Below are 24,870 nucleotides of genomic sequence, written 5' to 3'. Positions count from 1 at the left end.
GTGCCGCTCTTCGCGTCGGCCTACGGCTTCGCGTCGGCGGCCCGGCGGAAGCGCCGGTACGCCGAATCGCCGGGCGGGAGGAGGCCGGCGCGGACCATGGCCGTGCCCAGCTCCAGCTCGCGGTCCTGGACTTCGCACTCCAGCCCGCACTGGATGATCTGAGCGACCATGTCGGTGGTCCCGGCCAGGAAGACCGATCCGCTGTCCGACTGGTAGAACCACGCCTCGTAGACGGGCGATCCGTCGGCCACGACGTCCCAGAGTTCGACGGAGTACAGCACCGCCTCGTCGTCGGGGTCGTCCGGATTCAGGCGCCGCTCGGCCGGGAGGTCCTCGTCGTCGTAGGCGGCTCCGCACAGCCTGAGCTGCTCGACCTGAACGGGACCGAGCTGCGCGACCGAGGTGATCTGGCGCCTGTTGGTGAAATCAGCCATGCGTGTGGACGCTAGCAGCACCCACCGACGGTCGCGGTCGGGCAGCGTTCCGGCGGCGCCCGCGATCAGTCCGTGGCTTTGGGGTCGCCGGTGTCGGCGCAGGCGCACGGCGCGAGTCGAACATCGACCCGTACGGTACTTTCAAGCTCGACATGGACAAGCGGTTGGACTTGTCATCATTGGCATGCCCAGTCCGGCAGTCGTGTGTGTCGTGGATGGGCAGTAGCGTACGGTGGCGAATAATGCAGCCGTGGCTCACGTATCTCTGTCGATGATCGTAAAGAACGAAGCAGAATCGCTTGCCGGCGTCCTCACCGATGCAAGTTCCTTCTGTGATGAACTGATCGTCGTGGACACAGGCAGCAGCGATGGCACCCAACGTATTGCCGCTGCCGCCGGCGCGAAGGTCATCGACGTCCCGTGGACCGATGATTTCTCCGCCGCGCGGAATGCCAGTCTTGAAGCCTGTACCGGCGACTGGGTTGTTTGGCTGGACGCCGACGATCGAATTCCAGTCCAGTCGCAGAAGGGATTCACTCGCGTACTCGCCGAACTGGCGGACGATGTCGATGCCGTACTGACGCCATATCACTTCTCTTTCGACGAGAGCAATCGGTGCATCGGCAGCGTGAAGCGCGAGCGAATTCTCCGACGTGCTGCCGGCCTGAGCTGGTCTTACGCCATCCACGAGTTCGTGGACACTTCGAGGGTGCGCACGCGCGAAGAGCCCGAGTTGATTGTTGAACACCGCCCATCGCCAAGGAAGATGGCGACGCGCGACAGTGAGCGCAACCTGCGGATCATCGAGAAGATGTACGATCTTGGCGATCGGTCGATGCGTACGCTCTACTACCGCGCGGTTGAGTTGCAGGCCAATCGGCGCTACGAGGCCGCAATCCTGGCTTACGGCGAGATGCTGAGATCGGCGCCGCCAACTTGGGAACGTTACTTCGCACTGATTTCAATGGCTGAATGTCAGATGTTTCTTGGAAGATTCCCAGCGGCCACGGAATCTGCACTTCAGGCTGTTCAGATCAATCCCTGCCGCCCCGAGGCATGGGTGGCCGCCGGTTTGAGCCACTACAACCAAGAACAATGGATGCAGGCGGCTCCGTTCTTCCTGGCCGCAACCATGCCACGCGCCCGCCCGATCGAGGGACCGGTGTGGGAGAATACTTACAGCTGGACTCCGTGGCATTTTCTGTCACTGTGTCTGGGGAAAATTGGCCGGTATGCAGATGCAATCCACGCCGGACGACTTGCTTTGAATGGCAACCCGGATCCCGAGCAGCTGCGCCAACGTCTGGCCGAATATGCCGCCAACCTGCATGCCTCCTAGTGACCGACATGGGGACCAGGGTGGTGTCGGAAAATGCGAGCCTGCGGCCGCGTTGCCCGGAGGGCGTGCGCTCCGGTCCGGGTTCTCCTGCCGGAAACGATGTGCCGTGCCGGCCCGGAGGGTGCCGCAATGTCCGGGCCAGGACCCCTGGGCCGTGAAGGGGCTCGGCGGGGCCGTCCATGTGGCTGCGAGGGGGCGACGTCGAACCGCCCGCGTGGCCGTAGGGGCTGCCGAGGCCCACCCCGCCGGCTGCTTCGTCCGTTCCGCCGCGCCGGTCAGCCTGGTTGTCATCGAGAACCAGAAGATCTTTCTAGAAAAACACTTCACTATGGAGGTCGTGCGCGCCACACTGCGGGTAGGCCGGCCCTGCCGTTGGCCCCAGCGCCTCGTTGTGCGAGGCCTGCCTGAGGCGGACTTGAAAACCTCCCCCGACGGGGGAGAGCCATCCAAATGGAGATTCGGACATAGGGGAGTCGAACGATGGAAACGCGAGACCACGGCGCACCCTGGGGCACCACCCGCATGGCACCGTACGTCGAGACCGACCCGGTACCCCGGCTCACCCCGGTGATCGACCCCGAAACCCAGATCGCCGTCATCATCGACGAACGCGGCCGTACGGTCGAGCTCGGCAACCACGAAACCATCGGCAGTCCCTCGAACTCGACGAGTACCAGCAGCAGCACCGCGAACCAGACGAGTACCAGCGGCCCCGACAGCTACGACTCCGACGACTCGTCGGACTCCGACCACGACCACTGATGACGGCAGGCCCGAGTGGGTCGGTGCTGGTACTGACCAATCCTCACGACGTGACCACCGACGTGGTACTGCGAATCCTCGCAGAACGCCAGGTTCCGGTGGTCCGTCTCGACCCCGGTGCCGACCTGCATGCAGCTGCCGTGCTGACCGCCACCTACCGCACGGGCGATCAGCGCGGCAGCTTGCGAACGCCAAGCCGCGAGCTCGACCTCACCGAAGTCCGTTCCGTCTGGACACGCCGCCCCTCACCCTTCGGAGGTCCGGCCGAACTGGAAGGACAAGAACGCCGGTTTGCTGCATCGCAATCCCTGTGGGGCGTCGGCGGGATCCTGGCGTCTCTCCCAGGAGCCCACTACGTGAACCACCCGTGGAACAACCGGGCAGCGGAGTACAAGCCGGTCCAGCTGGCCGCTGCACAGCGCAGCGGTTTCTCGGTCCCCAGTACGCTGATCACGAACGACCCGGACGAAGCACGGGAGTTCGCTGCTCATCAGACCGGCGGAGTGGTCTACAAGCCGTTGTGGAACACCCCCTACAAGGTTGACGGCCAAGCGCAACAGGTGTGGGTGCGGGAGGTGCGCGCGCAGGAGATCACCGCCGCCGTGGCCACCTGCCCCCACCTGTTCCAAGCAAAGGTGGAGAAGGCGTTCGACGTACGGCTCACGGCTGTTGGCAACCGGCTGTTCGCGGTCCGGATCGACAGTCCTGATCTCGACTGGCGGCAGCGGCAATCCCTGATGGAGTGCACGTGGATCGCCGTCCCGGCCCGGGTCGCCCGCGCAGTTTCCGCCTACCTCGCCATCTCCCGACTCGTCTTCGGCGCGTTCGACTTCGCCGTCACGGCTGCCGGCGACTGGTACTTCCTCGAGTGCAACCCGAACGGTCAGTGGGCGTGGCAGCCCGAATCGATCACCGACTCGATCGCTCATGCCATCGCTGATCAACTTCAGAAAGGCCCCGCAGCGTGAGCCGGTCCGCCGGCGGGCTGCCGCGGCGGACTGGGGAAGGGCGGGCGCGCCGGCGAGGGACCGTATCGGCGGCGCGCCCGCCCCCTGATCACCGCCGCGCGTAGGGCGCGACGGGGTTCGGGAGGGTGCCGATCAGCTGGAGCGCGGCAGAGGGGTCGGAGAGGTCGACCATCTGCTCGTTGTTGCGCAGCTGGAGGCGGTTCAGGCAGGACAGCTGGAACTCGTCCGCGAAGAGGTCGTACTGCGCGAAGCGGTCCGCCAGTTCCGGCACGGAGTCCTGGTACTCGTGGGCGCACTCCGCCACGGCCTGCCAGAAGGTCTCCTCCGTGCAGATGCCTTCCGAGGCCAGGATCGAGGCCAGGAAGCGGAAGTAGCAGTCGAAGACGTCCGTGAAGATCGACAGGAGCTTCATGTCCTCCGGGATGTCGGCGCGGATGCGCTCGACCTCCGGCGGGAGCACCGCGTCGGCGCTCATGATGACGATCTCCTCGGCGATGTCCTTGAAGATCGCCCGCTGGACCACGCCGTCCTTGATCACCAGGATGGTGTTCTCGCCGTGCGGCATGTAGGCGAGGTCGTAGCGGTAGAAGCAGTGGAGGAGCGGGAGCAGGTACGCGCGCAGGTAGGGGCGCAGCCATTCCGCCGGGGTGAGGCCGGATTCGGCGATCAGGGCGCCGACGAAGGACTTGCCCTCCCCGTCCACGTGCAGCAGCGCTGCCATGGTGGCCAGGCGCTCGCCGTCCTTCAGGGAGCCCACCGGCGACTCGCGCCACAGCGCGGCCAGCATCTTGCGGTACGGCGAGTAGCGGTCGGTGGCGCGCTCGTACTGGCGGTGGCGGTAGCCGATGGCCGCCCGCTCGCGGATGATCGAGAAGTCGACCGACCGGAGGACCTCGTCCTGTCCGACCAGGGCGTGCAGCCAGTCGTTGATGGCCGGGGTGGCCTCCATATAGGCCGCGGACAGGCCCCGCATGAAGCCCATGTTGAGGACCGAGATGGCGGTCTTCACGTAGTGCTTGGTGGGGGTGGTGGTGTTGAAGAAGGTACGGATCGACTGCTGCGGGAGGTACGCGTCCTCGCCCTCGCCCAGCAGCACCAGGCGGCGATTGGCGATCTCGGCCGAGAAGGTCACCGTCGTCTTGTTCCACCACTGCCAGGGGTGGACCGGGAAGAGGTGGTAGTCCGCCGGGTCCAGGTCCATCGCGCGCAGCTTCGCCGCGAAGCCCTCGACCGCCGCGTCGCCCAGCTCGGCCCGCATGAAGCTGTCGTGCTCCAGGCCGGCACCCGCCGTGAAGGTGGACACCTCCTTGTGGGCCGCCGCCCACACCAGGTGGACCGGGCTCGCGGTCTCCGGGGCGTACGAGTGGTACTCGTGCACGCCGAAGCCGAGCCGGCCGTTGTTGGCCACGAAGCAGGGGTGGCCCTCGGTCATGCCGGTCTCGATGTCCTGGAACGAGGACTTGGCGAGGACGGAGGCCGTGAGCTGCGGCTTGGTGTACTTGTAGGCGGAGCCGGACAGGGTGGAGGAGATCTCCTCCAGGTAGACCGGCAGGACCTCCGAACTCAGGCCCAGGGCCCGCTGGAACTCGATGTGGAAGTCGATGGCGTCCAGCTCGGCCGTCGCCGTGCCGTCCTTGTGGCGGGTGATCGATGACTCGTCCACCGCCCAGTGGTCCAGGGCGTGCCGGGCGGCGGCGAAGACGTACTCCACCGTGTCGTCGTCGCTGCGGACGCTGTACCGGTCGCCGCCGAGCGAGGTCGGCGTCAGCAGGCGCTCGTGCGAGAACTCCGCCAGGGCCTTGCGGACCAGGGCCCGGTTGGCGCGGGCCCACAGCTCGGGGGAGAGGTGGCTGATGGCGTCGGCGATGCTCATGCGGCGGCCTCCTCGCTGTCGCCGGTGGCGAAGACACCCGTGGCGGCCTCGAACCGGTCCCGGGTGCAGAAGGAGAGCAGGGCCTCCTTCTCCGGCTTGGTGATCTCGCGCTCCGGGACGAAGCCGACGGCCTCGTTGAGCGCGTGGACGGCCTTGTTTCGGACGTCCGGCTCCACGACCACGCGCCGGGTGGCAGGGTCGGCGAACAGGGCCGCCATGACCGTGGTGATCACGGCGCGGGTGAAGCCGGACAGCGGGGTGTCGGTGGGCGCGACCAGGAAGTGCATGCCCACGTCGCCGGGCTGCGGGTCGTACAGGCCGACGAGCTCCAGCTCGCGCGGGTCGTAGGACTCCATCAGGAAGGCCGGCTCGCCCTCGTGCAGGCCGATGAAGGCGTGGTGGTGCTCGTGCGCGGTGATCCGCATGTACTCGCGTTCGACGTCCGTGAGGGAGGCGTCCTGCATCATCCAGAACGACGCCTTGGGGTCGGTGACCCAGCGGTGCAGCAGCTCCGCGTCGGAGAACGGGTCCAGCGGGCGGACCGCGAAGGTGCCCAGCTCGGCATCGGTGCGCGAGAAGAGGACGGGGGTGGTGGTGCTCATTTACAGGGCGCCTTCCGGGGCGTTGAACTGCTGGAACGCGATGGACTTCTCGACCTTGTAGTAGGCGCGGCCGAGCAGCTCGCCGACGATGTACGCGTTGCGGTACGCCGCCATGCCCAGGTCGGGCGAGGTGAGCGAGTGGTTGTGGGTGGTGCCGTTCTGCAGGTAGATCCCGCGGCCGGTGACGTCCACGCTGTAGTTGCGGGCCGCGTCGATGCGGCCGCGGCCGTCGAAGTTCAGGCGGTGCCGGATGGGCTCCAGGAACTCAGGGAAGGAGTACTTGTACCCGGTCGCCAGGACCAGGCCCTCGGTGTCGAGGGAGAAGTCCCGCTCCTGCTCCTCCTGGCGCAGCCCGAGGGAGTACGTGCCGGTGGCGGCGTCGTGGGCGGCGGAGTCCAGCGAGGTGTTGGTCAGCAGCGTGGTCGGCACGTCGACCGGCATGGTGACCTTCTTCTGGTACAGCAGGTCGAAGATCGCATTGATGAGCTCGCCGTCGATGCCCTTGAAGAGGTTCTTCTGCTGCCCCTCCAGGCGGTACCGGGTGTCCTCGGGGAGGGCGTGGAAGTAGTCCACGTACTCCGGGGAGGTCATCTCCAGGGTCAGCTTGGTGTACTCCAGCGGGAAGAACCGCGGGGAGCGGGTGACCCAGTTGAGCCGGTAGCCGTGGACGTCGATCTCGGAGAGCAGGTCGTAGTAGATCTCGGCCGCGCTCTGGCCGGAGCCGACGATGGTGATCGACTTCTTCTTCTGCAGCTCCGCCTTGTTCTGGACGTAGGCGGAGTTGTGGAAGAAGTCGCCGCCGAGGTCCGCGCAGGCCGCGGGGACGTGCGGCGGGGTGCCGGTGCCCAGGACCAGGCGGCGGGCGCGGTGGGTGGCGCCGCCGTCGGTGTGGACCTCGTACAGGCCGGTCGCCTCGTCGTGGGTGACGGAGGTGACGGAGGTGGACCACAGGACGTTGTCGAGGCGGTCGGCGGCCCAGCGGCAGTAGTCGTTGTACTCGGTCCGCAGCGGGTAGAAGTTCTCCCGGATGTAGAAGGAGTACAGCCGGTCCTTGTCCTTCAGGTAGTTCAGGAAGGAGAAGGGCGAGGTCGGGTCCGCGAGGGTGACCAGGTCCGACATGAACGGGGTCTGCAGGTGCGCGCCGTCCAGGAACATCCCGGCGTGCCACTCGAAGTGCGGCTTCGACTCGATGAACAGGCCGCTCAGCCCGTCGATCGGCGCGGTCAGGCAGGCGAGCCCCAGGTTGAAGGGGCCGAGGCCGATGGCGATGAAGTCGTACGTCGGGTGCGACGCGGTGGTCTCAGGCGTGGACAAGGGACTCTCCCAGGTACTGCTCGGCGTGCGCGGCGAGAAGGTCGAGGACGGCGGCGATGTCGGCCGTCGTGGTCTGCGGGTTGAGGAGGGTGAACTTCAGGTACTGGCGGCCGTCCACCTTGGTGCCGGCCACCACGGCCTCGCCCGAGGCGAACAGCGCCTTGCGGGCGTGCAGGTTGGCCTCGTCGACCAGTTCGGGGCGGGCGGTGCCGAAGGCGCTGCCCTCGGCGGGGACGTAGCGGAAGACCAGGGTGGAGATCTGCGGCCGGACGACCACCTCGAAACGCGGGTCGGCGGCGATGACCTCGTAGCCGGCCGCGGCGAGGTCGACGACCTCGTCGAAGAGCTCGCCGATGCCGTCGGCGCCCATGGTGCGCAGGGTCACCCAGAGCTTGAGGGCGTCGAAGCGGCGGGTGGTCTGGATGGACTTGTCGACCTGGTTGGGGATCCGCTCCTCGGCCATCCGCCGCGGGTTGAGGTAGTCCGCGTGGTACGTGGCGTGCTTGAGGGTGTCGCGGTCGCGGACCAGCATCGCGCTGGAGGAGACGGGCTGGAAGAAGGACTTGTGGTAGTCCACCGTGACCGAGTCGGCGCGCTCGATGCCGTCCAGCAGGTGCCGGCGGGTGGGGGAGGCCAGGAGTCCGCAGCCGTAGGCGGCGTCCACGTGCATCCAGGCGGAGTGCTCGGCGGCGAGCGCGGCGATCTCCGGGAGCGGGTCGATGGAGCCGAAGTCGGTGGTGCCGGCGGTCGCGACGACCGCCATCGGGAAGAGGCCCTCGCGGGCGCAGTTCTCCAGTTCGAGGGCGAGCGCGGAGGTGTCCATGCGGCGGTCGCGGTCGGCGGGTATCGAGATGACCGCCTCGTAGCCGAGGCCGAGCATCGCCGCGGACTTCTGCACGCTGAAGTGGCTGCACTCGGAGGTGAGGATGCGGAGCCTGGGCAGGATCTCGGACTTCGCCAGCTCCCGACCCTCGTTCAGGCCCTGCTTCATGACGGCGCGGCAGGCCTCGTCGCGGGCCAGCAGCAGCGCGTGGAAGTTGGACTGGCTGCCGCCGGAGGTGAACACGCCGTCGGCGCCCATGCCGAGGCCGATCCGCTCGGCGGTCCAGTCGATCAGGCGGCGCTCGATGAGGGTGCCGCCGATGGACTGGTCCCAGGTGTCCAGCGAGGAGTTGACCGCCGAGAGGACCGCTTCGCCGACCACGGCCGGGATGACCACGGGGCAGTTGAGGTGGCCGAGATAGCGCGGGTGGTGGAAGTAGACCGCGTCACGGAGGTAGACCTCCTCCAGCTCGTCCAGGACGGCGGCGGGGTCCTCCAGCGGCCGGTCCAGGTCGATCCCCGCGATGACCGGGGCGAGTTCGTCGACGGAGATCCCGGTGTGCGGGCGGTCGGTGGAGGCGAGTTTCGCGGCCACGCGTTCGACGCCCTGAGTCACGGCACGCCGGTAGCGGTCGGCGGTCGTCTCGTTGAGCAGGTGCGTGCGCATCAACAGGTCCTCCGGGCAGGGGGAAGGAAAGGCAGGGGAAAGAGAGGTGGGGGAAAGCGGTGGCGGACGCGAGTCCGGTGTGCCGCGCGATGATTAGGTTAGCCTAACCTTAGTATTCGGCCAAATGGAGAAGGGCCCCGGCGTGAAATCGCCGGGGCCCTTCGGCCGCACCGTGACGGGAGGTCAACTCCCGTACGGGCAAAGAGTGGTGGGAGGGATTCCCCTGGAGCGGTTCCCCTGGAGCGGTGCCCCTGGAGGGGTGTCCTAGAGGGCGGACTCGGGGTCCTCGCTGGGAGCCTGGCCCGCATAGGCCTCGGCGAGCAGCTGCTCCTCGCTCGCGCCGAGCCGCCAGTAGCCGGTGAAACGTACCGCGCGCCGGTTGAGGGACCGTTCCTGCACCAGGTGGCGGCGTACCGCCCGTACGGTGCCGGCCTCGCCCGCGATCCAGACGTACGGGGCGCCGGAGTCGGGCAGTTCGAGCCCGCGGAACTCCTCCACCACCCGCTCGGCCCGCTCCGGCCCGGTGGCGGGGTCGCGCACCACCCAGGTGATGTCCTTGCCGTCCCCGCCGGGCACGGACAGGAACCGGTCGTCCTCGTGCGGGACTTCGAACACGGCCCGGACGGGAGTGCCGGCGGGCAGCCGGTCCAGGATCGCGGCCGCGGCGGGCAGCGCGGTCTCGTCCGCGTACATCACGAGCGCGTCGGTGTCGGCCGGCGGCTGGTAGCGGACCGACTTGTTCTCGGCCACGGCCGGCCCGATGGCCATGATGCGGCTGCCGGGCACGGCCCGCCCCGCCCAGTTCGAGGCGGGGCTCGCCTCGCCGTGCAGGACGAAGTCGATGTCGACCTCGTCGGCCCCGGCGCCGTCCGCGGTGCGGCGCTGCCCGCGCACCGTGTACGAGCGCATCACCGGGCGCTCCTCGTCGGGTACGCCGCGCCAGTCGGCGAACCAGGTGTCCTCGGCCGTGGAGGGCAGGACGGTGTGCTCCTGGTGGGGGAGCGGGAGGAACAGGGAGAGGCTCTGGTCGAAGCCGCCCGAGCGGAACTCCGCGAGGGACTCGCCACCGAAGGTGACGCGCAGGAACGAGTGCCCGATGCGCTCGGTGCGGACCACTTCGAGCTCGAAGAAGCGGAAGTGGGCGACGCTGGTGTCGGTCATGCGGGTGGTCCCCCCTGGGGTGCGTGCGTGCGCCGGTGGGCGCCTGCGGGCGCTGCGGGCACTGTGGCCGGTGAACGGCCGGAAGCCGGGCCCCGGTCGGGGCCCGGCTAGGGGTCGGCCGGGTGTCAGCCGACCTTCTTGGCGTTCTGGATGGACTTGGCGAGGTCCTCGAGGATCTGCGCGCACTTCTCGTACGAGTAGATCGGCTCGGTGGTGCGCGGGATGACCTGGCCGGCCTTGACGGCGGGCAGACCGGCCCAGGTGGGCTTGTCCTTGGTCAGGGCGTCCGGCTGCAGGGTGGCGCTGCGGTTGTCGAGCATGATGACGTCGGCCTTGTACTTGCCGGCGTTCTCCCAGCTGAGGCTCTCGTAGAAGCCGCCCTGGTCCAGCTTGTCCTTCTCCGGGACGACGAACTCGACGCCGAGGCCCTGGAAGTACTTCAGGTCGGCCGAGGTCTCCGGGGTGGAGACGTAGAACAGCTCGGGGGAGCCGGAGCCGACGAGCACCTTGACGCCCGGGTTGGCCTTGACGGCCTCGCGCACCTTGCCGGCGGCGGCCTCGAAGCGGGACTTGGCGTCGGCGTTCTTCTTGGAGGCCAGGTCGGCGCCCAGGGACTTGGCGAGCTCCGCGTTGCGCTGGAGGGCCTTGTCCATGGTGACCGGGGTCTTGTCCGGGTACACGCCGCCCGCGCCCACGGCGACGGCCGGGGCCAGCTTCAGGATCTTGTCCTTGGAGGCCTCGGGCACGTACCAGTAGGTGCCGTCCCAGGTGTTGGTGACGAGCAGCTCGGGCTTCAGGGCCGCGTACTTCTCGACGTTGAACTCGTCGTAGACGTTGCCGAGGATCTCGACCTTGGAGACGTCCATCGAGCCGGCCTGCACGTCGGGCTTGCCGTCGGCGGTCTTGGTCGGGCCGAACACGCCCTTGACCTGCACGCCGTAGTCGTACAGCGCGGCGGCGGTACCGGTGAACGCGACGATGTTCTTCGGCGTGCTCTTGGCGGTGACGTCCTTGCCCAGGTCGTCCTTGAAGCTCCACGGGCCGGCGGCCGCGGCGCCCTTGTCCTTGGCGTCCGCCTTGTCCTTGGCCGAGTCGCTGCCGCCGCAGGCGGCGAGGGTGGCGACGAGACCGAGGGCACCACCGGCGGCGATCAGGCCGCGACGGGTGAGGAGGGTCGCTCTGGGCTTGGGCATGGCTGTGTCTGCTTTCGTGGGACCGAGGCGGCCTTGGAGCGGGCCGTTCGCTGGGAAGGTTAGCCTAACCTTGGCCGAAATTGGTAAGGCAGTCCTAAGTAATTTGGATCTCACTTGGGTCGCGCCCGGATCCCGTACCCCGCGGGCCCCGGAAACGGGCGTGCGGCCCGCGTCATGACGCGGGCCGCACGGGGGTGCCGGGATCCGGCCGAAAAGCGCCTCTGGCCGGACCGGGCGGAGACGCCGTCAGACCTCAGCCGGCGAAGCCGAGCTCACGGGCGATCAGCATGCGCTGCACCTCGCTGGTGCCCTCACCGATCTCCAGGATCTTGGAGTCCCGCCACATCCGGGCCACCGGGTACTCGTTCATGAACCCGTAGCCGCCGTGGATCTGGGTGGCCTCGCGGGCGTTGTCCACGGCGACCGTGGAGGAGTACAGCTTCGCGATCGCCGCCTCCTTCTTGAACGGCTCACCGGCCACCAGCCGGGAGGCGGCGTCCCGCCAGCCGAGCCGGGCCATGTGTGCGCGCATCTCCATGTCGGCCAGCTTGAACTGGATGGCCTGGTTGTCGCCGATCGCCCGGCCGAAGGCGTGTCGTTCCTTCGCGTATTTGACCGATTCGTCCACGCAGCCCTGCGCCAGGCCGGTGGCCAGCGCCGCGATCGCGATCCGGCCCTCGTCCAGGATGCGGAGGAACTGCGCGTACCCGCGGCCCTCCTGGCCCACCAGGTTGGCCAGCGGCACCCGGACGTCGTCGAAGGACAGCTCACGGGTGTCCGAGGCGTTCCAGCCGACCTTCGAGTACGGGGCCGCCACCGTGAAGCCGGGAGTGCCCGAGGGCACGATGATGGAGGAGATCTCCGGGCGGCCGTCCGCCTTGCGGCCGGTCACCGCGGTGACCGTGACCAGGCCCGTGATGTCCGTGCCCGAGTTGGTGATGAAGCACTTCGAGCCGTTGATGACCCACTGGTCGCCGTCGCGGACGGCGGTGGTGCGGGTGCCGCCCGCGTCGCTGCCCGCGCCGGGCTCGGTCAGGCCGAACGCGCCGAGCATCTCGCCCGAGCACAGCTTGGGCAGCCACTCCCGCTTCTGCTCCTCGGTGCCGAAGAGGTAGAGCGGCATGGCGCCGAGCGAGACCCCGGCCTCCAGGGTGATGGCGACGGAGGAGTCGACCCGGGCCAGCTCCTCCAGGGCGATGCCGAGGGCGAGGTAGTCGCCGCCCATGCCGCCGTACTCCTCCGGGAAGGGCAGGCCGAACAGGCCCATGCGGCCCATCTCGCGGACGATCTCGTACGGGAACTCGTGGCGCTCGTAGAGGTCGCCGATCTTGGGCGCGACGACGTCGTGCGCGAACTCCTCGACGGTGCGGCGGAGTTCCTCGTGCTCGGGGGTGAGCCGGTGGTCGAGGGACATGTCTGTGGTCACTCCTTGTGGGAGAGGGCGCGGACGGTTCGGGAGGGGCTGGGCCGGCCCAGCTGCTCGGCCATCCACACGCTCGTGGCGGTGAGGGCGGCCAGGTCGACGCCGGTCTCGATGCCGAGACCGTCGAGCATCCAGACCAGGTCCTCGGTGGCGAGGTTCCCGGTGGCGCTCTTCGCGTACGGGCAGCCGCCGAGGCCGCCGGCCGACGCGTCGACGGTGGTGACGCCGTGCTGGAGGGCGGCCAGGGTGTTGGACAGGGCCTGGCCGTAGGTGTCGTGGAAGTGGACCCCGATGCGGTCGTCCCCGACGCCTTCCTCGTTCAGCTCGTCGAGGAGGGTCTGGACGTGCCCGGGTGTGGCGACACCGATGGTGTCGCCCAGGCTCAACTCGTCGCAGCCGAGGTCGAGCAGGGCCTTGGCCACGCGGACCACCTGCTGGACGGGGACCGCGCCCTCCCAGGGGTCGCCGAAGCACATGGAGAGGTAGCCGCGGACGTGCATGCCGTCGGCCTTGGCCGCGGCGACGACCGGCTCGAACATGGCGAGGGACTCGGCCACCGTGCGGTTCAGGTTGCGCGAGGCGAAGGTCTCGGTGGCCGAACCGAACACGGCGATCCGGTCCGCGCCGAGCTCCCGGGCCCGCGCCAGGCCGCGCTCGTTGGGCACGAGCACCGGCAGGTGCACGCCCTTGAGGCCGGCCAGGCGGGGGTAGAGGTCCTCCGCGTCGGCGAGCTGGGGCACCCACTTGGGGTGCACGAAGCTCGTCGCCTCCACGGTGGTCAGGCCGGCGGCGGCCAGCCGGTGGATGAACTCGGCCTTCACCTCGGTGGGAACGGCCGTCTTCTCGTTCTGCAGGCCGTCCCGGGCACCGACCTCGTGGATCCTGACCCGGGCCGGGAGTTCGGGCGCCGGCACGGTCATGGGCAGTCCGTTCACGCCGCTCACGCCTCCTTGCCGTCGGCGCCGGCGTCGGCGTCGTCGTTCGGGGTGACCACGGCCAGGACCTGGTCCATGGCGACCGTGGTGCCGGGGCTGACGTCGAGCTCGGCGACGGTGCCGGCGTGCGGGGCGGAGATGACGTGCTCCATCTTCATGGCCTCGACGACGAGCAGGCTCTGACCGGCCTCCACCTTGTCGCCCACGGCCACCTTCACCACGGTGACGGTGCCGGGCATGGGGGCGGCGAGGGTGTCGGCGCCGCCGTGCCGGGCGCCGCTCAGGCTCGCCTGCACCGGGTCGTGGCGCTGCACGTGCCAGGTGTCCCCGTCCCGCCCGATCCAGACCCCCTCCGGGGAGGCGGCGTACCGGAACCGGTGCGTGACGCCGTCGAGCTCGACGGTGACGTGGTCGGTGCCGGCCTCGACGAGCCGGGCCGCGGAGATGCCGGCGTCCGCGTCGAGCAGCAGCTCGTACGACGCACCCCGGGTGCGGGTACGGGTGCGGACCTCGACCGGGTCCTGGCCCGGGACGCGGAAGTGGCGGACCGTCCAGGCGGGGGTGCCGCCCAGGCGCCAGCCGTCGGCGGCTCCGAAGGGGTCGACCCAGCCCGCGGCGGGGCCTTCCGGCCGACCGGCGGCCGACAGCGCCGCCGCGGCGTAGACCTCCGCCGGCACGCCCTCGGGCAGCAGGGCCGGGAGGTCCCGCTCGACCAGGCCGGTGTCCATGTCGCCGGAGACCACGGCCGGGTGTGCCAGCAGCCGCCGCAGGAAGCCCGTGTTGGTCTGGACGCCCAGGATCACCGTGTCCGCCAGGGCCGCGCGCAGCGACCGCAGGGCCGCCGCCCGGTCCGGACCCCACGCGATGACCTTCGACAGCATCGGGTCGTAGGTGCTGCCCGTGTCCACGCCCGCGCTCAGGCCGGAGTCCGTACGGACGGTGTCCGAGGAGGGCTCCGACAGGGCCAGCACGCGCCCGCCGGACGGCAGGAAGCCGCGCGCCGGGTCCTCCGCGCAGATCCGGGCCTCGATCGAGTGCCCGTGCAGCCGGACGTCCTCCTGCCCGAAGGACAGCTTCTCCCCGGCCGCGACCAGCAGCTGCTGCTCCACCAGGTCCAGCCCGGTGATCCGCTCCGTCACCGGGTGCTCGACCTGGAGACGGGTGTTCATCTCCATGAAGTAGTACGAGGACGGGTCCCCGCCCGGGACGATGAACTCCACGGTGCCCGCGCCGACGTACCCGCAGGAGCGGGCCGCGTTCACCGCCGCCTCGCCCATCGCCGCCCGGATCTCCGGGGTCAGCAGGACCGACGGGGCCTCCTCCACCACCTTCTGGTGGCGCCGTTGCAGCGAGCACTCGCGCTCGCCGAGGTGGACCACGTTCCCGTGGGCGTCCGCCAGCACCTGGATCTCGATGTGCCGGGGGCGGTCGATCCACCGCTCCACCAGCAGCGTGTCGTCGCCGAAGGAGGACCGGGCCTCGCGGCGGGCCGCCGCGATCTCGTCCGCCAGCAGCGCCTCGTCGCGGACCAGCCGCATGCCCTTGCCGCCGCCGCCCGCCGAGGGCTTCAGCAGCACCGGCATGCCGATGGCGCGGGCCGCGTCGGTCAGTTCGGCGTCGGACAGACCGCTGCCGGAGGAGCCGGGCACGACCGGCACGCCGGCCGCCTTCACCGTCTCCTTGGCCCGGATCTTGTCGCCCATCAGGGAGATCGCGGAGGCCGGCGGGCCGATGAAGGCCAGGCCCGCCTCGGCGCAGGCGGCCGCGAAGGCCGCGTTCTCGGCGAGGAAGCCGTAGCCCGGGTGGACCGCCTCCGCGCCCGTGCGCCGGGCCGCGTCGATCAGTTTCGGGACGGACAGGTAGCTCTCCGCGGCGGCCGCGGGGCCGATCCGGACCGCGACGTCGGCCTCGCGCACGTGCCGGGCGTCGGCGTCGGCGTCGCTGAACACCGCGACCGAACGCACGCCCAGGGAACGCAGGGTCCGGATGACGCGGACCGCGATCTCGCCGCGGTTGGCGACCAGAACAGTGGAAAACATCGGATTCGCGTCCCTCACATCCGGAAGATGCCGAAGCCGGGCTGCGCCGGATCCTTCGGGCCCAGCGGGGCGTTGGCGCAGGCGGTCAGGGCCAGACCCAGCACCTGGCGGGTCTCCAGCGGGTCGATGACCCCGTCGTCCCAGAGCCGCGCGGTGGCGTAGTACGCGTTGCCCTGTTCCTCGTACTGGGCGCGGATGGGCGCCTTGAAGGCGTCCTCGTCCTCGGCCGGCCACTCCTGGCCGGCGCCCTCGATCTGGTCCCGCTTGACGGTGGCCAGTACGGACGCGGCCTGTTCGCCGCCCATGACGGAGATCTTGGCGTTGGGCCACATCCACAGGAAGCGCGGGGAGTACGCCCGGCCGCACATCGAGTAGTTGCCGGCGCCGTACGAACCGCCCACCACCACGGTCAGCTTCGGTACCCGGGTGCAGGCCACGGCGGTGACCATCTTCGCGCCGTGCTTGGCGATGCCGCCCGCCTCGTAGTCGCGGCCCACCATGAAACCCGAGATGTTCTGCAGGAACAGCAGCGGGATCCCGCGCTGGTCGCAGAGCTCGATGAAGTGGGCGCCCTTCTGGGCGGACTCGGCGAACAGGATGCCGTTGTTGGCGATGATGCCGACCGGGTGGCCGTGGATCCGGGCGAAGCCGGTGACCAGGGTCTGCCCGAACTCGGCCTTGAACTCCTGGAAGCGGGAGCCGTCCACGAGGCGCGCGATGATCTCGCGGGCGTCGTAGGGGGTGCGGGAGTCCACCGGTACCGCGCCGTACAGCCCGTACGGGTCGACCTTCGGCTCCTCGGGTGCCTCCACCGACCAGGGCAGGGCGGCCCGCTCGGGCAGGGTGGCCACGATGTTGCGGACGATGCGCAGCGCGTGCGCGTCGTCCTCCGCCAGGTGGTCGGTGACCCCGGAGATCCGCGAGTGGACCTCGCCGCCGCCGAGCTCCTCGGCCGTGACCACCTCGCCGGTGGCGGCCTTCACCAGCGGCGGGCCGCCCAGGAAGATCGTGCCCTGGTTGCGGACGATGACCGCCTCGTCGCTCATCGCCGGGACGTACGCGCCGCCGGCCGTGCAGGAGCCGAGGACCGCCGCGATCTGCGGGATGCCGGCGCCGGACATCCGGGCCTGGTTGTAGAAGATCCGCCCGAAGTGCTCGCGGTCGGGGAAGACCTCGTCCTGCATCGGGAGGAAGGCGCCGCCGGAGTCGACCAGGTAGAGGCAGGGGAGACGATTCTCCAGTGCCACTTCCTGCGCCCGGAGGTGCTTCTTCACGGTCATCGGGTAGTACGTGCCGCCCTTGACGGTGGCGTCGTTGGCGACGATCACGCACTCGCGGCCGCTGACCCGCCCGATGCCCGCGATCACGCCTGCGGCCGGGGCTGCGCCCCCGTACATCCCTTCGGCGGCCAGCGGGGCCAGCTCCAGGAACGGGGAGCCCGGGTCCAGGAGCGTGTCCACCCGGTCCCGCGGCAGCAGCTTGCCGCGCGCGGTGTGCCGGGCGCGGGCCTTCTCGCCGCCGCCGAGGCGGGCGGCGTCCAGCCGGGTCCGCAGACCCTCGGCCAGCTCGCGGTGGGCGGCCTCGTTGGTCCGCCAGGCGTCCGACGCCGGATCCGCGGCGCTCGTCAGCACTGGTGCCTGCTGCATCCCGTGAGCCCCCTTGCCCTCGGTTAATGAGCGTTAACACTTGTCGCGCCCAGGTTAACGACCGCTAACGGCCCTGTCTAGAATGGATTCCCATGACCACATCAGCGGCCGCCCCCACCCGTCGCGAGCAGATCCTCAGTGAGGCCGCCCGCCTCTTCGCCGCGCGCGGATTCCACGGTGTCGGAGTGGACGAGATAGGCGCGGCCGTCGGCATCAGCGGCCCCGGCCTCTACCGGCACTTCGCCGGCAAGGACGCGATGCTGGCCGAGCTGCTGGTGGGCATCAGCGAGCGGCTGCTGACCGGCGGCCGGCACCGGGTCGCCGAGGCGGCCGGGGACCCCGCGGCGGTGCTCGCCTCCCTCATCGACGGCCACATCGACTTCGCGCTCGACGACCGGGCGCTGATCACCCTCCACGACCGGGAGCTGGACCGGCTGCGCGAGGAGGACCGCAAGCTGGTCCGGCAGCTGCAGCGGCAGTACGTGGAGCTGTGGGTGGAGGTCGTACGGGAACTGCACCCGGACGCCCCCGAAGCGGAGGCGCGGGTCGCCGTGCACGCGGTCTTCGGCCTGCTGAACTCCACTCCGCACCTGGGATCGCTCGGCCGTGACGCCATGGAGTCGCTGCTCCGGCGGCTCGCCCACGGGGCGTTCGCGGCGCTCTCGGAGCTCGCGGAGGCTTAGGCCCCGTTTGTGAGGTGACTGTGGACGGCTGTGGACGGCGGGGGACGGCCGTCCCGGGTGGCGGAACGGAATCAACGCCTCCGGCCGGGCAACGGCAGAATGGCCGTATGCCGACCCCGATACCCAGCCGCGCCGAGCTCGTCGACCACCTCGTCAACACCCGAATCGCAGGCCAGGTGGCCACCCCGCGCGAGAACAACCTCTCCCACTACCGCAAGCTCGCGAACGGCGACCGGCACTACTGGCTGGGCCTCGAGCTGGGCGACCGCTGGACCGACGAGCAGGACGTGCTGGCCGTCATGGCCGAGCGCTGCGGAGTGGTCGACGACCCGGAGCACCGGTACGGGCAGGACACCATCGACCCCGAGCTGACGGTGGCCGCCCTGGACCGGATGGCGGCCCGGCTGCGCAAGGCGGCGCTGGACCAGCAGAGCGTCCTCTTCGCCACCGGCCACCCGGGCGGTCTGCTGGACGTCCACCGGGCCACCGCCGCTGCCCTGCGCGCGGCCGGCTGCGAGATCGTGGTCATCCCGTCCGGGCTCACCGCGGACGAGGGCATGGTCTGGCAGGTCGCGGACGTGTCCGTGCTGGAGCGCGGCGCGACGCTGTGGCACACCCATTCGCCGGAGCCGATGGCGGCGATCCTCGACGGCCTGGCCCTCGTCGGCCGGCCGCTGCCCGACCTGGTCGTCGCCGACCACGGCTGGGCGGGCTGCGCGGCGCAGCGCGGCCTGGACGCGATCGGCTACGCGGACTGCAACGACCCGGCCCTGTTCCTGGGTGAGGCGGAGGGCACCCTCCAGGTCGCGGTCCCGCTGGATGACCACGTCCGCGACCCGCGCCACTACGACCCGATGGTGGCGTACCTGCTGGACGCGGCGGGTCTGTCGAAGCCGTAACCCGGTCGGGTGAAGAGCGTTGTCAGGCTGGACCCCTCGCCATATCCTCTATACGAAGACGGGATATGGAGGATATGGCGATGGGGAAGATGTCCAACCTCTACGTCGAGGTCGATGACGATGCGCTCAGCGAGGCCGCCTCGATACTGGGCACGAAGACGAAGAAGGACACCGTCAACGCCGCGCTCCTGGAGGTGGCCAAGCGGCGCCGCCGTCTGAAGGCCCTCGAAAAGCTGACCGCCATGGCGGAGCGCGGTGACTTCGAGATCCTGAAGGACAAGAGGAACTACCGGCGATGACTCCGGTCACGCACCTCATCGACACCTCGGCTGTCGTACGCGTCCTGGAGGACAAGAACGTTCAGTCCCGATGGGTCGAGCACCTCGCCACCGGAGTGATCGGTCTGTGTGAGGTCACGGAACTGGAGTTGCTCTATTCGGCCCGGTCGCTCGGCGACCGGATCGCCAAACAAGAGCAGCTGGCCGAGCTGTTCAATTGGGTTCCCCTGCCCGACGACGCCGTGCGGCGCGCGCTCACGGTTCAGCGGCTGCTCACGGAACAGGGGCAGCACCGCAGCGCGGGCCCGGTGGACCTGCTCCTGGCAGCCACCGCGGAACTGAACGGGCTCACGATCCTGCACTACGACACGGACTTCGAGACGGTCGCAAAGGTGACGCGCCAGTCCACCACCTGGATCGCACCGCCCGGAACCCTGTAGCGGAGAAGGCCCGCCTCGGCGTTCCCCGCGGACTCAGCCGCGGGGAACGCGGACCACGCCCTCCTGGATCACCGTGACGGCCAGCTTGCCGTCCCGGGTCCAGATGCGGGCCTGGCCCAGGCCCCGGCCGCCGTGCGCCGTCGGGGACTCCTGGTCGTACAGGAGCCACTCGTCCGCCCGGAACGGGCGGTGGAACCACATCGCGTGGTCCAGGGAGGCGCCCACCACGTCCCCGACCGCCCAGCCGCCCCGCCCGTGCGCGAGCAGGACCGAGTCCAGCAGCGTCATGTCGGAGACGTAGGTGGCCAGGCAGACGTGCAGGAGCGGGTCGTCCTCGGCGAGCTTGCCGGCCGTGCGGAACCAGACCTGGGAGCGGGGCTCCAGCGGTTCGCCGACCGAACCCCACGGCGGGGTGGTCGCGTACCGCAGGTCCACCGCGCCCCTGGAATCCAGCAGCCGTTCCACCGTGCCCGCGTCCCGGAAGATCTCCCGGTAGCGGGGGAGGTCCTCCGCCGCGGTCGGCAGGGTCTCCGGGTCCGGGGCGTCCGGCATCACCGTCTGGTGGTCCAGGCCCTCCTCGTACGTCTGGAAGGACGCGGAGAGGTGGAAGATCGGCTGCCCGTGCTGGACGGCGACCACCCGCCGGGTGGTGAAGGAGCGGCCGTCGCGGATCCGGTCCACGGAGTACACGATCGGCGCGCCCGCGTCCCCGGCCCGCAGGAAGTACGAGTGCAGGGAGTGCGGCGTACGGTCCGCGGGCACGGTGCGGCCGGCCGCGACCATGGCCTGGGCCGCGACCTGTCCGCCGAAGACCCGGGGCACCAGGGAGGTCCTGCTGGTGCCCCGGAAGATGTTCTCCTCGATCTGCTCCAGGTCGAGCAGATCGAGGAGATCGGTCAGTGCCTTGCTCAAGGGGACTTACAGCCCCATCGACTTGGCGATGATGGACTTCATGACCTCGCTGGTGCCGCCGTAGATGCGGTTCACGCGGTTGTCGGCGTAGAGGCGCGCGATCGGGTACTCGTTCATGTAGCCGTAGCCGCCGTGCAGCTGGAGGCAGCGGTCGATGACCCGGTGCGCGACCTCGGTGCAGAACAGCTTGGCGGAGGCGGCCTCGGCCGCGGTCAGCTCGTGCGCGTCCAGGGCCTCCAGGGCGCGGTCGGCGACGGCCTGGGCGGCGTCCACCTCGGCCTGGCAGGCGGCCAGCTCGAACTTGGTGTTCTGGAAGTGCGCGACCGGCTTGCCGAAGACCGTACGGTCCGTGACGTACTGCTGCGCGAACCGGACCGCGGCCTGGGCCTGGGCGTACGCGCCGAAGGCGATGCCCCAGCGCTCGGAGGGCAGGTTCTGGCCGAGGTAGTAGAAGCCCTTGTTCTCCTCGCCGAGCAGGTCCTCGACCGGGACCTTGACGTCGACGAAGGCCAGCTCGGCGGTGTCGGAGGTGCGCAGGCCCAGCTTGTCGAGCTTGCGGCCGATCGAGTAGCCCTCGGACTTGGTGTCCACGGCGAACAGGGAGATGCCGAAGCGGCGGTCCTGCTCGGTCGGGGCGGAGGTGCGGGCGCAGACGATCACGCGGTCGGCGTGCACGCCGCCGGTGATGAAGGTCTTGGAGCCGTTGAGGACGTAGTGGGTGCCGTCCTCGGAGAGCTTGGCGGTGGTCTTCATGCCCGCGACGTCGGAGCCGGTGCCCGGCTCGGTCATCGCCAGGGCCCACATCTCCTCGCCGGAGACGAACTTCGGGAGGTAACGCTTCTTCTGCTCGTCGGAGGCGAGCATCTTGATGTACGGGAGGGCGAGCAGCACGTGCACGCCGGAGCCGCCGAAGTTGACGCCCGCGCGGGAGGTCTCCTCGTAGAGCACGGCCTCGAACTTGTGGGTGTCCAGGCCGGCGCCACCGAACTCCTCGGGCACGTTGATGCCGAAGACGCCCAGCTCGCCCAGCTTGTAGTAGAAGTCACGCGGCGCCTGGCCGGCGGCGAACCACTCGTCGTAGACGGGGACGACCTCGGCCTCGATGAAGGCCCGGATGGTCTCCCGGAACGCCTCGTGGTCCTCGTTGAATACCGTACGGCGCACGAGCCGCCTCCTCGATCCAGTCCGGCCAGCCTACTGGCTAAGCGCTTGCTCAGATTAAGTTACCGACCGGTTCCGCACCCTGTCCAGATGTCGGCGGCGGGGTGACGGGGGCCACGACGGGGCCGCCTCGGGGCCGGGACACGCCGTGGCGGCGGGACCCCTTCGCAGGAGCGGGTCCGGGGGGCATTCTGCGGAACGGGGAACGGAACACGTCGGGGGAAACGGGGGGAACCATGACCGTGTCCGCACAGGGATCCGCACAGGGATCCGCGCAGCGATCCGCGCCGGGCGGCAGAGGGGTGCTGGAGGGGGCCTTCGCCCTGCTGGAGGCCATGCGACTGCACGACAGCGAGGCCGGGGTGACGGAGCTGGCCCTGGCCTGCGGAGTACCGAAGGGCACCGTGCACCGGCTGCTCGACCAGCTCGCCGCGGTGGGGGCCGTGGAACGCAAGGGCCGGGGCTACCGGCTGGGCCCGCAGGTGTTCCGGCTCGGCCAGGCCTGGCAGCCGCATCCCGGCCTGCGGGCCGCCGCCCGGCTGCCGCTGCACCGGCTGCGCGGCGCCACCGGCGCGAGCGTGGTGCTGACGGTGCTGCGGGAGGAACTCGCGATGACCGTGAGCTCGGTCCCGGGCGAGCCGGAGCAGCTGGTGCCGGTCCGCGACGGCATGAGCTTCCTGCTGGACACCGCCGCCGGGCGGGCGCTCCGCGGCCCGCGCGGCGGGCTGGTGCTCGACCGGGAGGACGTGATGGACGGGGTGGCCTGCGCGGCCGTGCCGGTGCGCTCCCCGGACGGCCGTACGGTGGCGGCCGTCGCCGGAGTGGTCCGGGCGGGACGTACCCTCGCGCCGCTCGCCCAAGCCGTCGCCGAGGCCGGGCTGGCGATCACCCGGGCCCTGGCCCGGGGGGTGTCCTCCGTGGCGGAGCCGTGCCCGGCGGTGGCGCGTCCGTAGGGCGCGGGCGGGCGGCGCGCCGGTCGTCCGAAGGCCGTCCGCCGCCGCGTTCCGCTGAGCGGAACGCGCGTGGAACGGGCGGGGCGCGGGCGGGCACCGTAGGGGTGTGCCGGGGAGGGACCCCGGCCACGGACTGAACCACGGGGGGAACCACATGTCCGCCAAGACCCGCATCGCCCGCATCGCCACCGCCGCCGCGCTCGGCCTCGGCAGCCTGGCCGCCTTCGCCGGCACCGCCCAGGCCGAGCCGATCGACTACGTGAAGATCGAGCTGCTGGAGCTGACCTGCCACCAGCAGAGCGAGGGCGACCACGACGAGGCGTACCTCAAGATCACCGACGCCAACGGCAACCAGGTCAAGGTCTGGCCCGGCTCCGCCAAGTACCAGACCATGGGCACGAACTACGTCCGCTCCCTGACCGACGGGAACGGCAACTCGGCGCTGATCCTGGGCAAGCAGCAGGCCCGCACGATGACCCTGTGGGACTACGACACCACCAGTGGCGACGACAAGCTGGGCGCCACCCTGGTCACGGGCAGCGAGGCCGGCGCGGAGGTCCAGTACCGCTCGCTGGAGGGCTCCGGCGGCGTCTACACCATCGCGTACCGCGTGATCGACATCTGATCCGCTGATCCGCCGATCCGCTGATCCGGTGGGTCGGTGGGTCGGTTACGCCGCAGGCCCGCGCCCCGGAAAGGGTGCGGGCCTGCGGTGCCGGCCGGATGTCAGTTCGGCGGCGGGGTGGTGTCCGCCGCGTTGGACGGCTTCTTCCCGACGCCGTCCAGGGGGGTGAGCAGCCAGTGCTCGTCCTCCCAGCTGACGGTCTCGCTGACGTTCACGGATCGGTTCGCGGTCTTCGCCGTGCCGGTCAGCCGGACGTTCCAGACGTTGGGGAACTCCGAGGTCCGGGTCCAGCCGACCTCCCAGCCCTGGCCTCCGTAGCGGCTGATCCGGGCGGCGGCGTCGGCCTTGCCGTCCGGGTGGTCGTCGAGGAGCTTGGCCAGGCCGGCCTCGTCCGACGCGTTGAGCAGCGACACGTAGCTGCGGAGGAAGCGGTCCTGCTCGGCCAGGTCCGCCTTGGCCTCACCGCCCCCGCACGCGGCGAGGACCGCGGCGCAGAGGGCGGCGGCGGTCACCGCCGCGGTCCGGGAGCGGGGGCGGAAGCCGCCTCGGTCAGGTGCGGAAGGCGTAGTACTTCGCCCGGGGGTTCTGCGCCACAATGCTCGCCACCGACTTCCGGTAGGTGTTGTTGGAGTGGTAGGTGAGGTACGGGACACCACGCGAGCTGCGGTACGTGGTGATCATCGAGTGGTCCTTGGAGCCGTTGCCGCTGAAGTCCATCTGGAGGATGTCCCCGACGCCCAGGTGGTACACGTTCGTGAGGTTGTACGTCCGCTTGCTGTACAGGGCGAAGGACGCCCAGTAGTTGACGTTCACCCAGGACGTGGTCTGGTTGGCGGAGTTGTACCACCAGTTCTTGTAGCTCTTGTACCAGCCCGTGTCGTTCTTCCAGCCGCCCGCGCGGAGTGACTGGCTGATGAAGTTGGTGCAGTCCCCGCCGACGTCGTTGAACTTCCGGTACGCCGGGTTGTAGTTCTTCCAGTACTTCTCGGCGTACTTCGCCATCGCGCTGTAGTTGTACCCGGCCGCGGGGGAGATCTTCGCCTCCGGGCGCGCGGGCATGGTGGTGGCCGCTGCCTCGCCGGCCGCATCGGCCACGGAGCCGGCCGGCTCCACCACGGTCGTGTCGGGCTCGTTGATCGCCGCCGGTCCGCCCCGGTCGAGCGAGGAGATGCCGGTGAGCTGCCAGGTCCCGCCCGGTCCGGCGGTGAAGGTCAGTTCGTGCCGGGCCTGGAAGCCGGTGTTCGGGGGCTCGTCGCCGTAGATCTTCTTGTAGGTCAGTTCCGTGGTCTCGGTGATCCGGACCTTGGCGCGGGTGCCGTGGACGTTCACGCCGTCGACGTCCACGTCGACCTTGGCGGCCGTGTACGCCTCCTTCAGCTCGGCGAGCCGGGCCTTGCGCTGGAGCAGGCCGGTGACGGCGCCGTTCTCGGCGGCGACCAGGCCGCTCGCGACGCTGACGGCTCCCGACGGGGGCGTCGCCGCGTAGGCGTTCGGCCGGGGCCCGTCGAGCAGGGCCGAGGTGCGCTTGGTGAGGACGGCGTCGGCGAGGACGGCGAAGTCCTTCGTGGTCGCCGCGTCGACGCCCGGGGTGGAGCCCGTCCCGGCTCCGGTGGCCGCCGTGGCGGTCGCCGGCAGCAGGACGGCGGACAGTGCCGCGGTCAGGACGACCGCGGCCGCAGCCTTTAACCGCATGGTGGAGTTCACTTGCCGTTTCCCCCTTGTGTGCGGGTGTGAAGTGCCC

Annotated in this window: 24 protein-coding genes; 9 read left to right on the top strand and 15 right to left on the bottom strand. The window is 70.0% G+C overall.

What is annotated here, in order from left to right:
* Positions 1–20: 20 nt before the first annotated feature.
* Positions 21–434, bottom strand: a complete 414-nt coding sequence (locus AC067U_RS23590) for a hypothetical protein (RefSeq protein WP_478831731.1) — start codon at positions 432–434, stop codon at positions 21–23.
* Between the two features lie 250 nt (positions 435–684).
* Here AC067U_RS23590 and AC067U_RS23585 point away from each other — a divergent pair, with 250 nt between their 5' ends.
* The 3 genes from AC067U_RS23585 to tgmB all read left to right on the top strand — a co-directional run bounded on the left by AC067U_RS23585 (position 685) and on the right by tgmB (position 3,503).
* Positions 685–1,773 carry a glycosyltransferase gene (locus tag AC067U_RS23585; protein ID WP_478831730.1) on the top strand — a complete coding sequence of 363 codons (1,089 nt, stop codon included), beginning with the start codon at positions 685–687 and terminating at the stop codon, positions 1,771–1,773.
* Positions 1,774–2,253: 480 nt separating this feature from the next.
* On the top strand, positions 2,254–2,535 hold the full coding sequence (gene tgmA / locus AC067U_RS23580) for a putative ATP-grasp-modified RiPP (RefSeq protein ID WP_478831729.1): 282 nt from the start codon (positions 2,254–2,256) through the stop codon (positions 2,533–2,535).
* The gene (gene tgmB / locus AC067U_RS23575) at positions 2,535–3,503 is read left to right on the top strand and encodes an ATP-grasp ribosomal peptide maturase (RefSeq protein WP_478831728.1); all 969 of its coding nucleotides are present in this window, start codon (positions 2,535–2,537) and stop codon (positions 3,501–3,503) included. The genes tgmA and tgmB overlap by 1 nt, the downstream gene beginning before the upstream one ends.
* An 88-nt stretch (positions 3,504–3,591) precedes the next feature.
* Here the strand turns inward: tgmB and AC067U_RS23570 are convergent, their stop codons facing one another.
* The 10 genes from AC067U_RS23570 to AC067U_RS23525 form a co-directional block, all read right to left on the bottom strand.
* Entirely contained in the window at positions 3,592–5,376 is a 1,785-nt protein-coding gene (locus tag AC067U_RS23570; protein WP_478831727.1) for an IucA/IucC family protein, read from the bottom strand.
* Entirely contained in the window at positions 5,373–5,978 is a 606-nt protein-coding gene (locus AC067U_RS23565; RefSeq protein ID WP_478831726.1) for a GNAT family N-acetyltransferase, read from the bottom strand. The genes AC067U_RS23570 and AC067U_RS23565 overlap by 4 nt, the downstream gene beginning before the upstream one ends.
* Positions 5,979–7,292 (bottom strand): lysine N(6)-hydroxylase/L-ornithine N(5)-oxygenase family protein, encoded by a 1,314-nt coding sequence (locus AC067U_RS23560; protein WP_478831725.1) that lies wholly within the window; start codon positions 7,290–7,292, stop codon positions 5,979–5,981.
* Positions 7,279–8,781, bottom strand: coding sequence for a pyridoxal phosphate-dependent decarboxylase family protein (locus AC067U_RS23555; protein ID WP_478831724.1), 1,503 nt, complete (start codon positions 8,779–8,781; stop codon positions 7,279–7,281). The genes AC067U_RS23560 and AC067U_RS23555 overlap by 14 nt, the downstream gene beginning before the upstream one ends.
* Positions 8,782–9,045: 264 nt before the next feature.
* Positions 9,046–9,942 carry a siderophore-interacting protein gene (locus AC067U_RS23550; protein ID WP_478831723.1) on the bottom strand — a complete coding sequence of 299 codons (897 nt, stop codon included), beginning with the start codon at positions 9,940–9,942 and terminating at the stop codon, positions 9,046–9,048.
* A gap of 125 nt (positions 9,943–10,067) precedes the next feature.
* Entirely contained in the window at positions 10,068–11,135 is a 1,068-nt protein-coding gene (locus tag AC067U_RS23545; protein WP_478831722.1) for an ABC transporter substrate-binding protein, read from the bottom strand.
* A 253-nt stretch (positions 11,136–11,388) separates the two neighbouring features.
* The gene (locus AC067U_RS23540) at positions 11,389–12,549 is read right to left on the bottom strand and encodes an acyl-CoA dehydrogenase family protein (protein ID WP_478831721.1); all 1,161 of its coding nucleotides are present in this window, start codon (positions 12,547–12,549) and stop codon (positions 11,389–11,391) included.
* Between the two features lie 8 nt (positions 12,550–12,557).
* The gene (locus AC067U_RS23535) at positions 12,558–13,478 is read right to left on the bottom strand and encodes a hydroxymethylglutaryl-CoA lyase (RefSeq protein WP_478831902.1); all 921 of its coding nucleotides are present in this window, start codon (positions 13,476–13,478) and stop codon (positions 12,558–12,560) included.
* 20 nt (positions 13,479–13,498) lie between these two features.
* A complete protein-coding gene (locus tag AC067U_RS23530; RefSeq protein ID WP_478831720.1) occupies positions 13,499–15,532 on the bottom strand; it encodes an acetyl/propionyl/methylcrotonyl-CoA carboxylase subunit alpha in 2,034 nt (677 codons plus the stop codon).
* A gap of 14 nt (positions 15,533–15,546) precedes the next feature.
* Positions 15,547–17,178, bottom strand: a complete 1,632-nt coding sequence (locus tag AC067U_RS23525) for a carboxyl transferase domain-containing protein (protein ID WP_478831719.1) — start codon at positions 17,176–17,178, stop codon at positions 15,547–15,549.
* A gap of 92 nt (positions 17,179–17,270) precedes the next feature.
* Between AC067U_RS23525 and AC067U_RS23520 the strand changes: the two genes are divergently transcribed.
* From AC067U_RS23520 to AC067U_RS23505, 4 genes are all read left to right on the top strand, one after another.
* Positions 17,271–17,861: an SACE_7040 family transcriptional regulator gene (locus tag AC067U_RS23520; RefSeq protein ID WP_478831718.1), complete on the top strand. Its 591-nt coding sequence runs from the start codon at positions 17,271–17,273 to the stop codon at positions 17,859–17,861.
* Positions 17,862–17,968: 107 nt separating this feature from the next.
* Positions 17,969–18,760 carry a phosphatase gene (locus AC067U_RS23515; RefSeq protein ID WP_478831717.1) on the top strand — a complete coding sequence of 264 codons (792 nt, stop codon included), beginning with the start codon at positions 17,969–17,971 and terminating at the stop codon, positions 18,758–18,760.
* Positions 18,761–18,840: 80 nt separating this feature from the next.
* Positions 18,841–19,059 (top strand): type II toxin-antitoxin system VapB family antitoxin, encoded by a 219-nt coding sequence (locus AC067U_RS23510; RefSeq protein ID WP_478831716.1) that lies wholly within the window; start codon positions 18,841–18,843, stop codon positions 19,057–19,059.
* Complete coding sequence (locus AC067U_RS23505; RefSeq protein WP_478831715.1) at positions 19,056–19,478, top strand: PIN domain-containing protein; 423 nt, start codon at positions 19,056–19,058, stop codon at positions 19,476–19,478. The genes AC067U_RS23510 and AC067U_RS23505 overlap by 4 nt, the downstream gene beginning before the upstream one ends.
* A 33-nt stretch (positions 19,479–19,511) precedes the next feature.
* Here AC067U_RS23505 and tesB read toward each other — a convergent pair whose 3' ends face one another.
* On the bottom strand, positions 19,512–20,390 hold the full coding sequence (gene tesB / locus AC067U_RS23500; RefSeq protein ID WP_478831714.1) for an acyl-CoA thioesterase II: 879 nt from the start codon (positions 20,388–20,390) through the stop codon (positions 19,512–19,514).
* 6 nt (positions 20,391–20,396) lie between these two features.
* Positions 20,397–21,554 (bottom strand): acyl-CoA dehydrogenase family protein, encoded by a 1,158-nt coding sequence (locus AC067U_RS23495; protein ID WP_478831713.1) that lies wholly within the window; start codon positions 21,552–21,554, stop codon positions 20,397–20,399.
* Positions 21,555–21,787: 233 nt separating this feature from the next.
* Here AC067U_RS23495 and AC067U_RS23490 point away from each other — a divergent pair, with 233 nt between their 5' ends.
* Positions 21,788–22,504, top strand: a complete 717-nt coding sequence (locus AC067U_RS23490) for a helix-turn-helix domain-containing protein (protein WP_478831712.1) — start codon at positions 21,788–21,790, stop codon at positions 22,502–22,504.
* Positions 22,505–22,658: 154 nt separating this feature from the next.
* The gene (locus AC067U_RS23485; protein WP_478831711.1) at positions 22,659–23,129 is read left to right on the top strand and encodes a hypothetical protein; all 471 of its coding nucleotides are present in this window, start codon (positions 22,659–22,661) and stop codon (positions 23,127–23,129) included.
* A gap of 101 nt (positions 23,130–23,230) precedes the next feature.
* Here AC067U_RS23485 and AC067U_RS23480 read toward each other — a convergent pair whose 3' ends face one another.
* Together AC067U_RS23480 and AC067U_RS23475 are read right to left on the bottom strand one after the other, a co-directional pair.
* Positions 23,231–23,641 (bottom strand): hypothetical protein, encoded by a 411-nt coding sequence (locus AC067U_RS23480; protein WP_478831710.1) that lies wholly within the window; start codon positions 23,639–23,641, stop codon positions 23,231–23,233.
* Between the two features lie 37 nt (positions 23,642–23,678).
* The gene (locus AC067U_RS23475) at positions 23,679–24,821 is read right to left on the bottom strand and encodes an amidase domain-containing protein (protein WP_478831709.1); all 1,143 of its coding nucleotides are present in this window, start codon (positions 24,819–24,821) and stop codon (positions 23,679–23,681) included.
* Between the last annotated feature and the right edge of the window lie 49 nt (positions 24,822–24,870).

The organism is Streptomyces sp. NPDC043853 (genome assembly GCF_056436025.1).
This window is presented reverse-complemented; position numbering and strand designations above follow the sequence as displayed.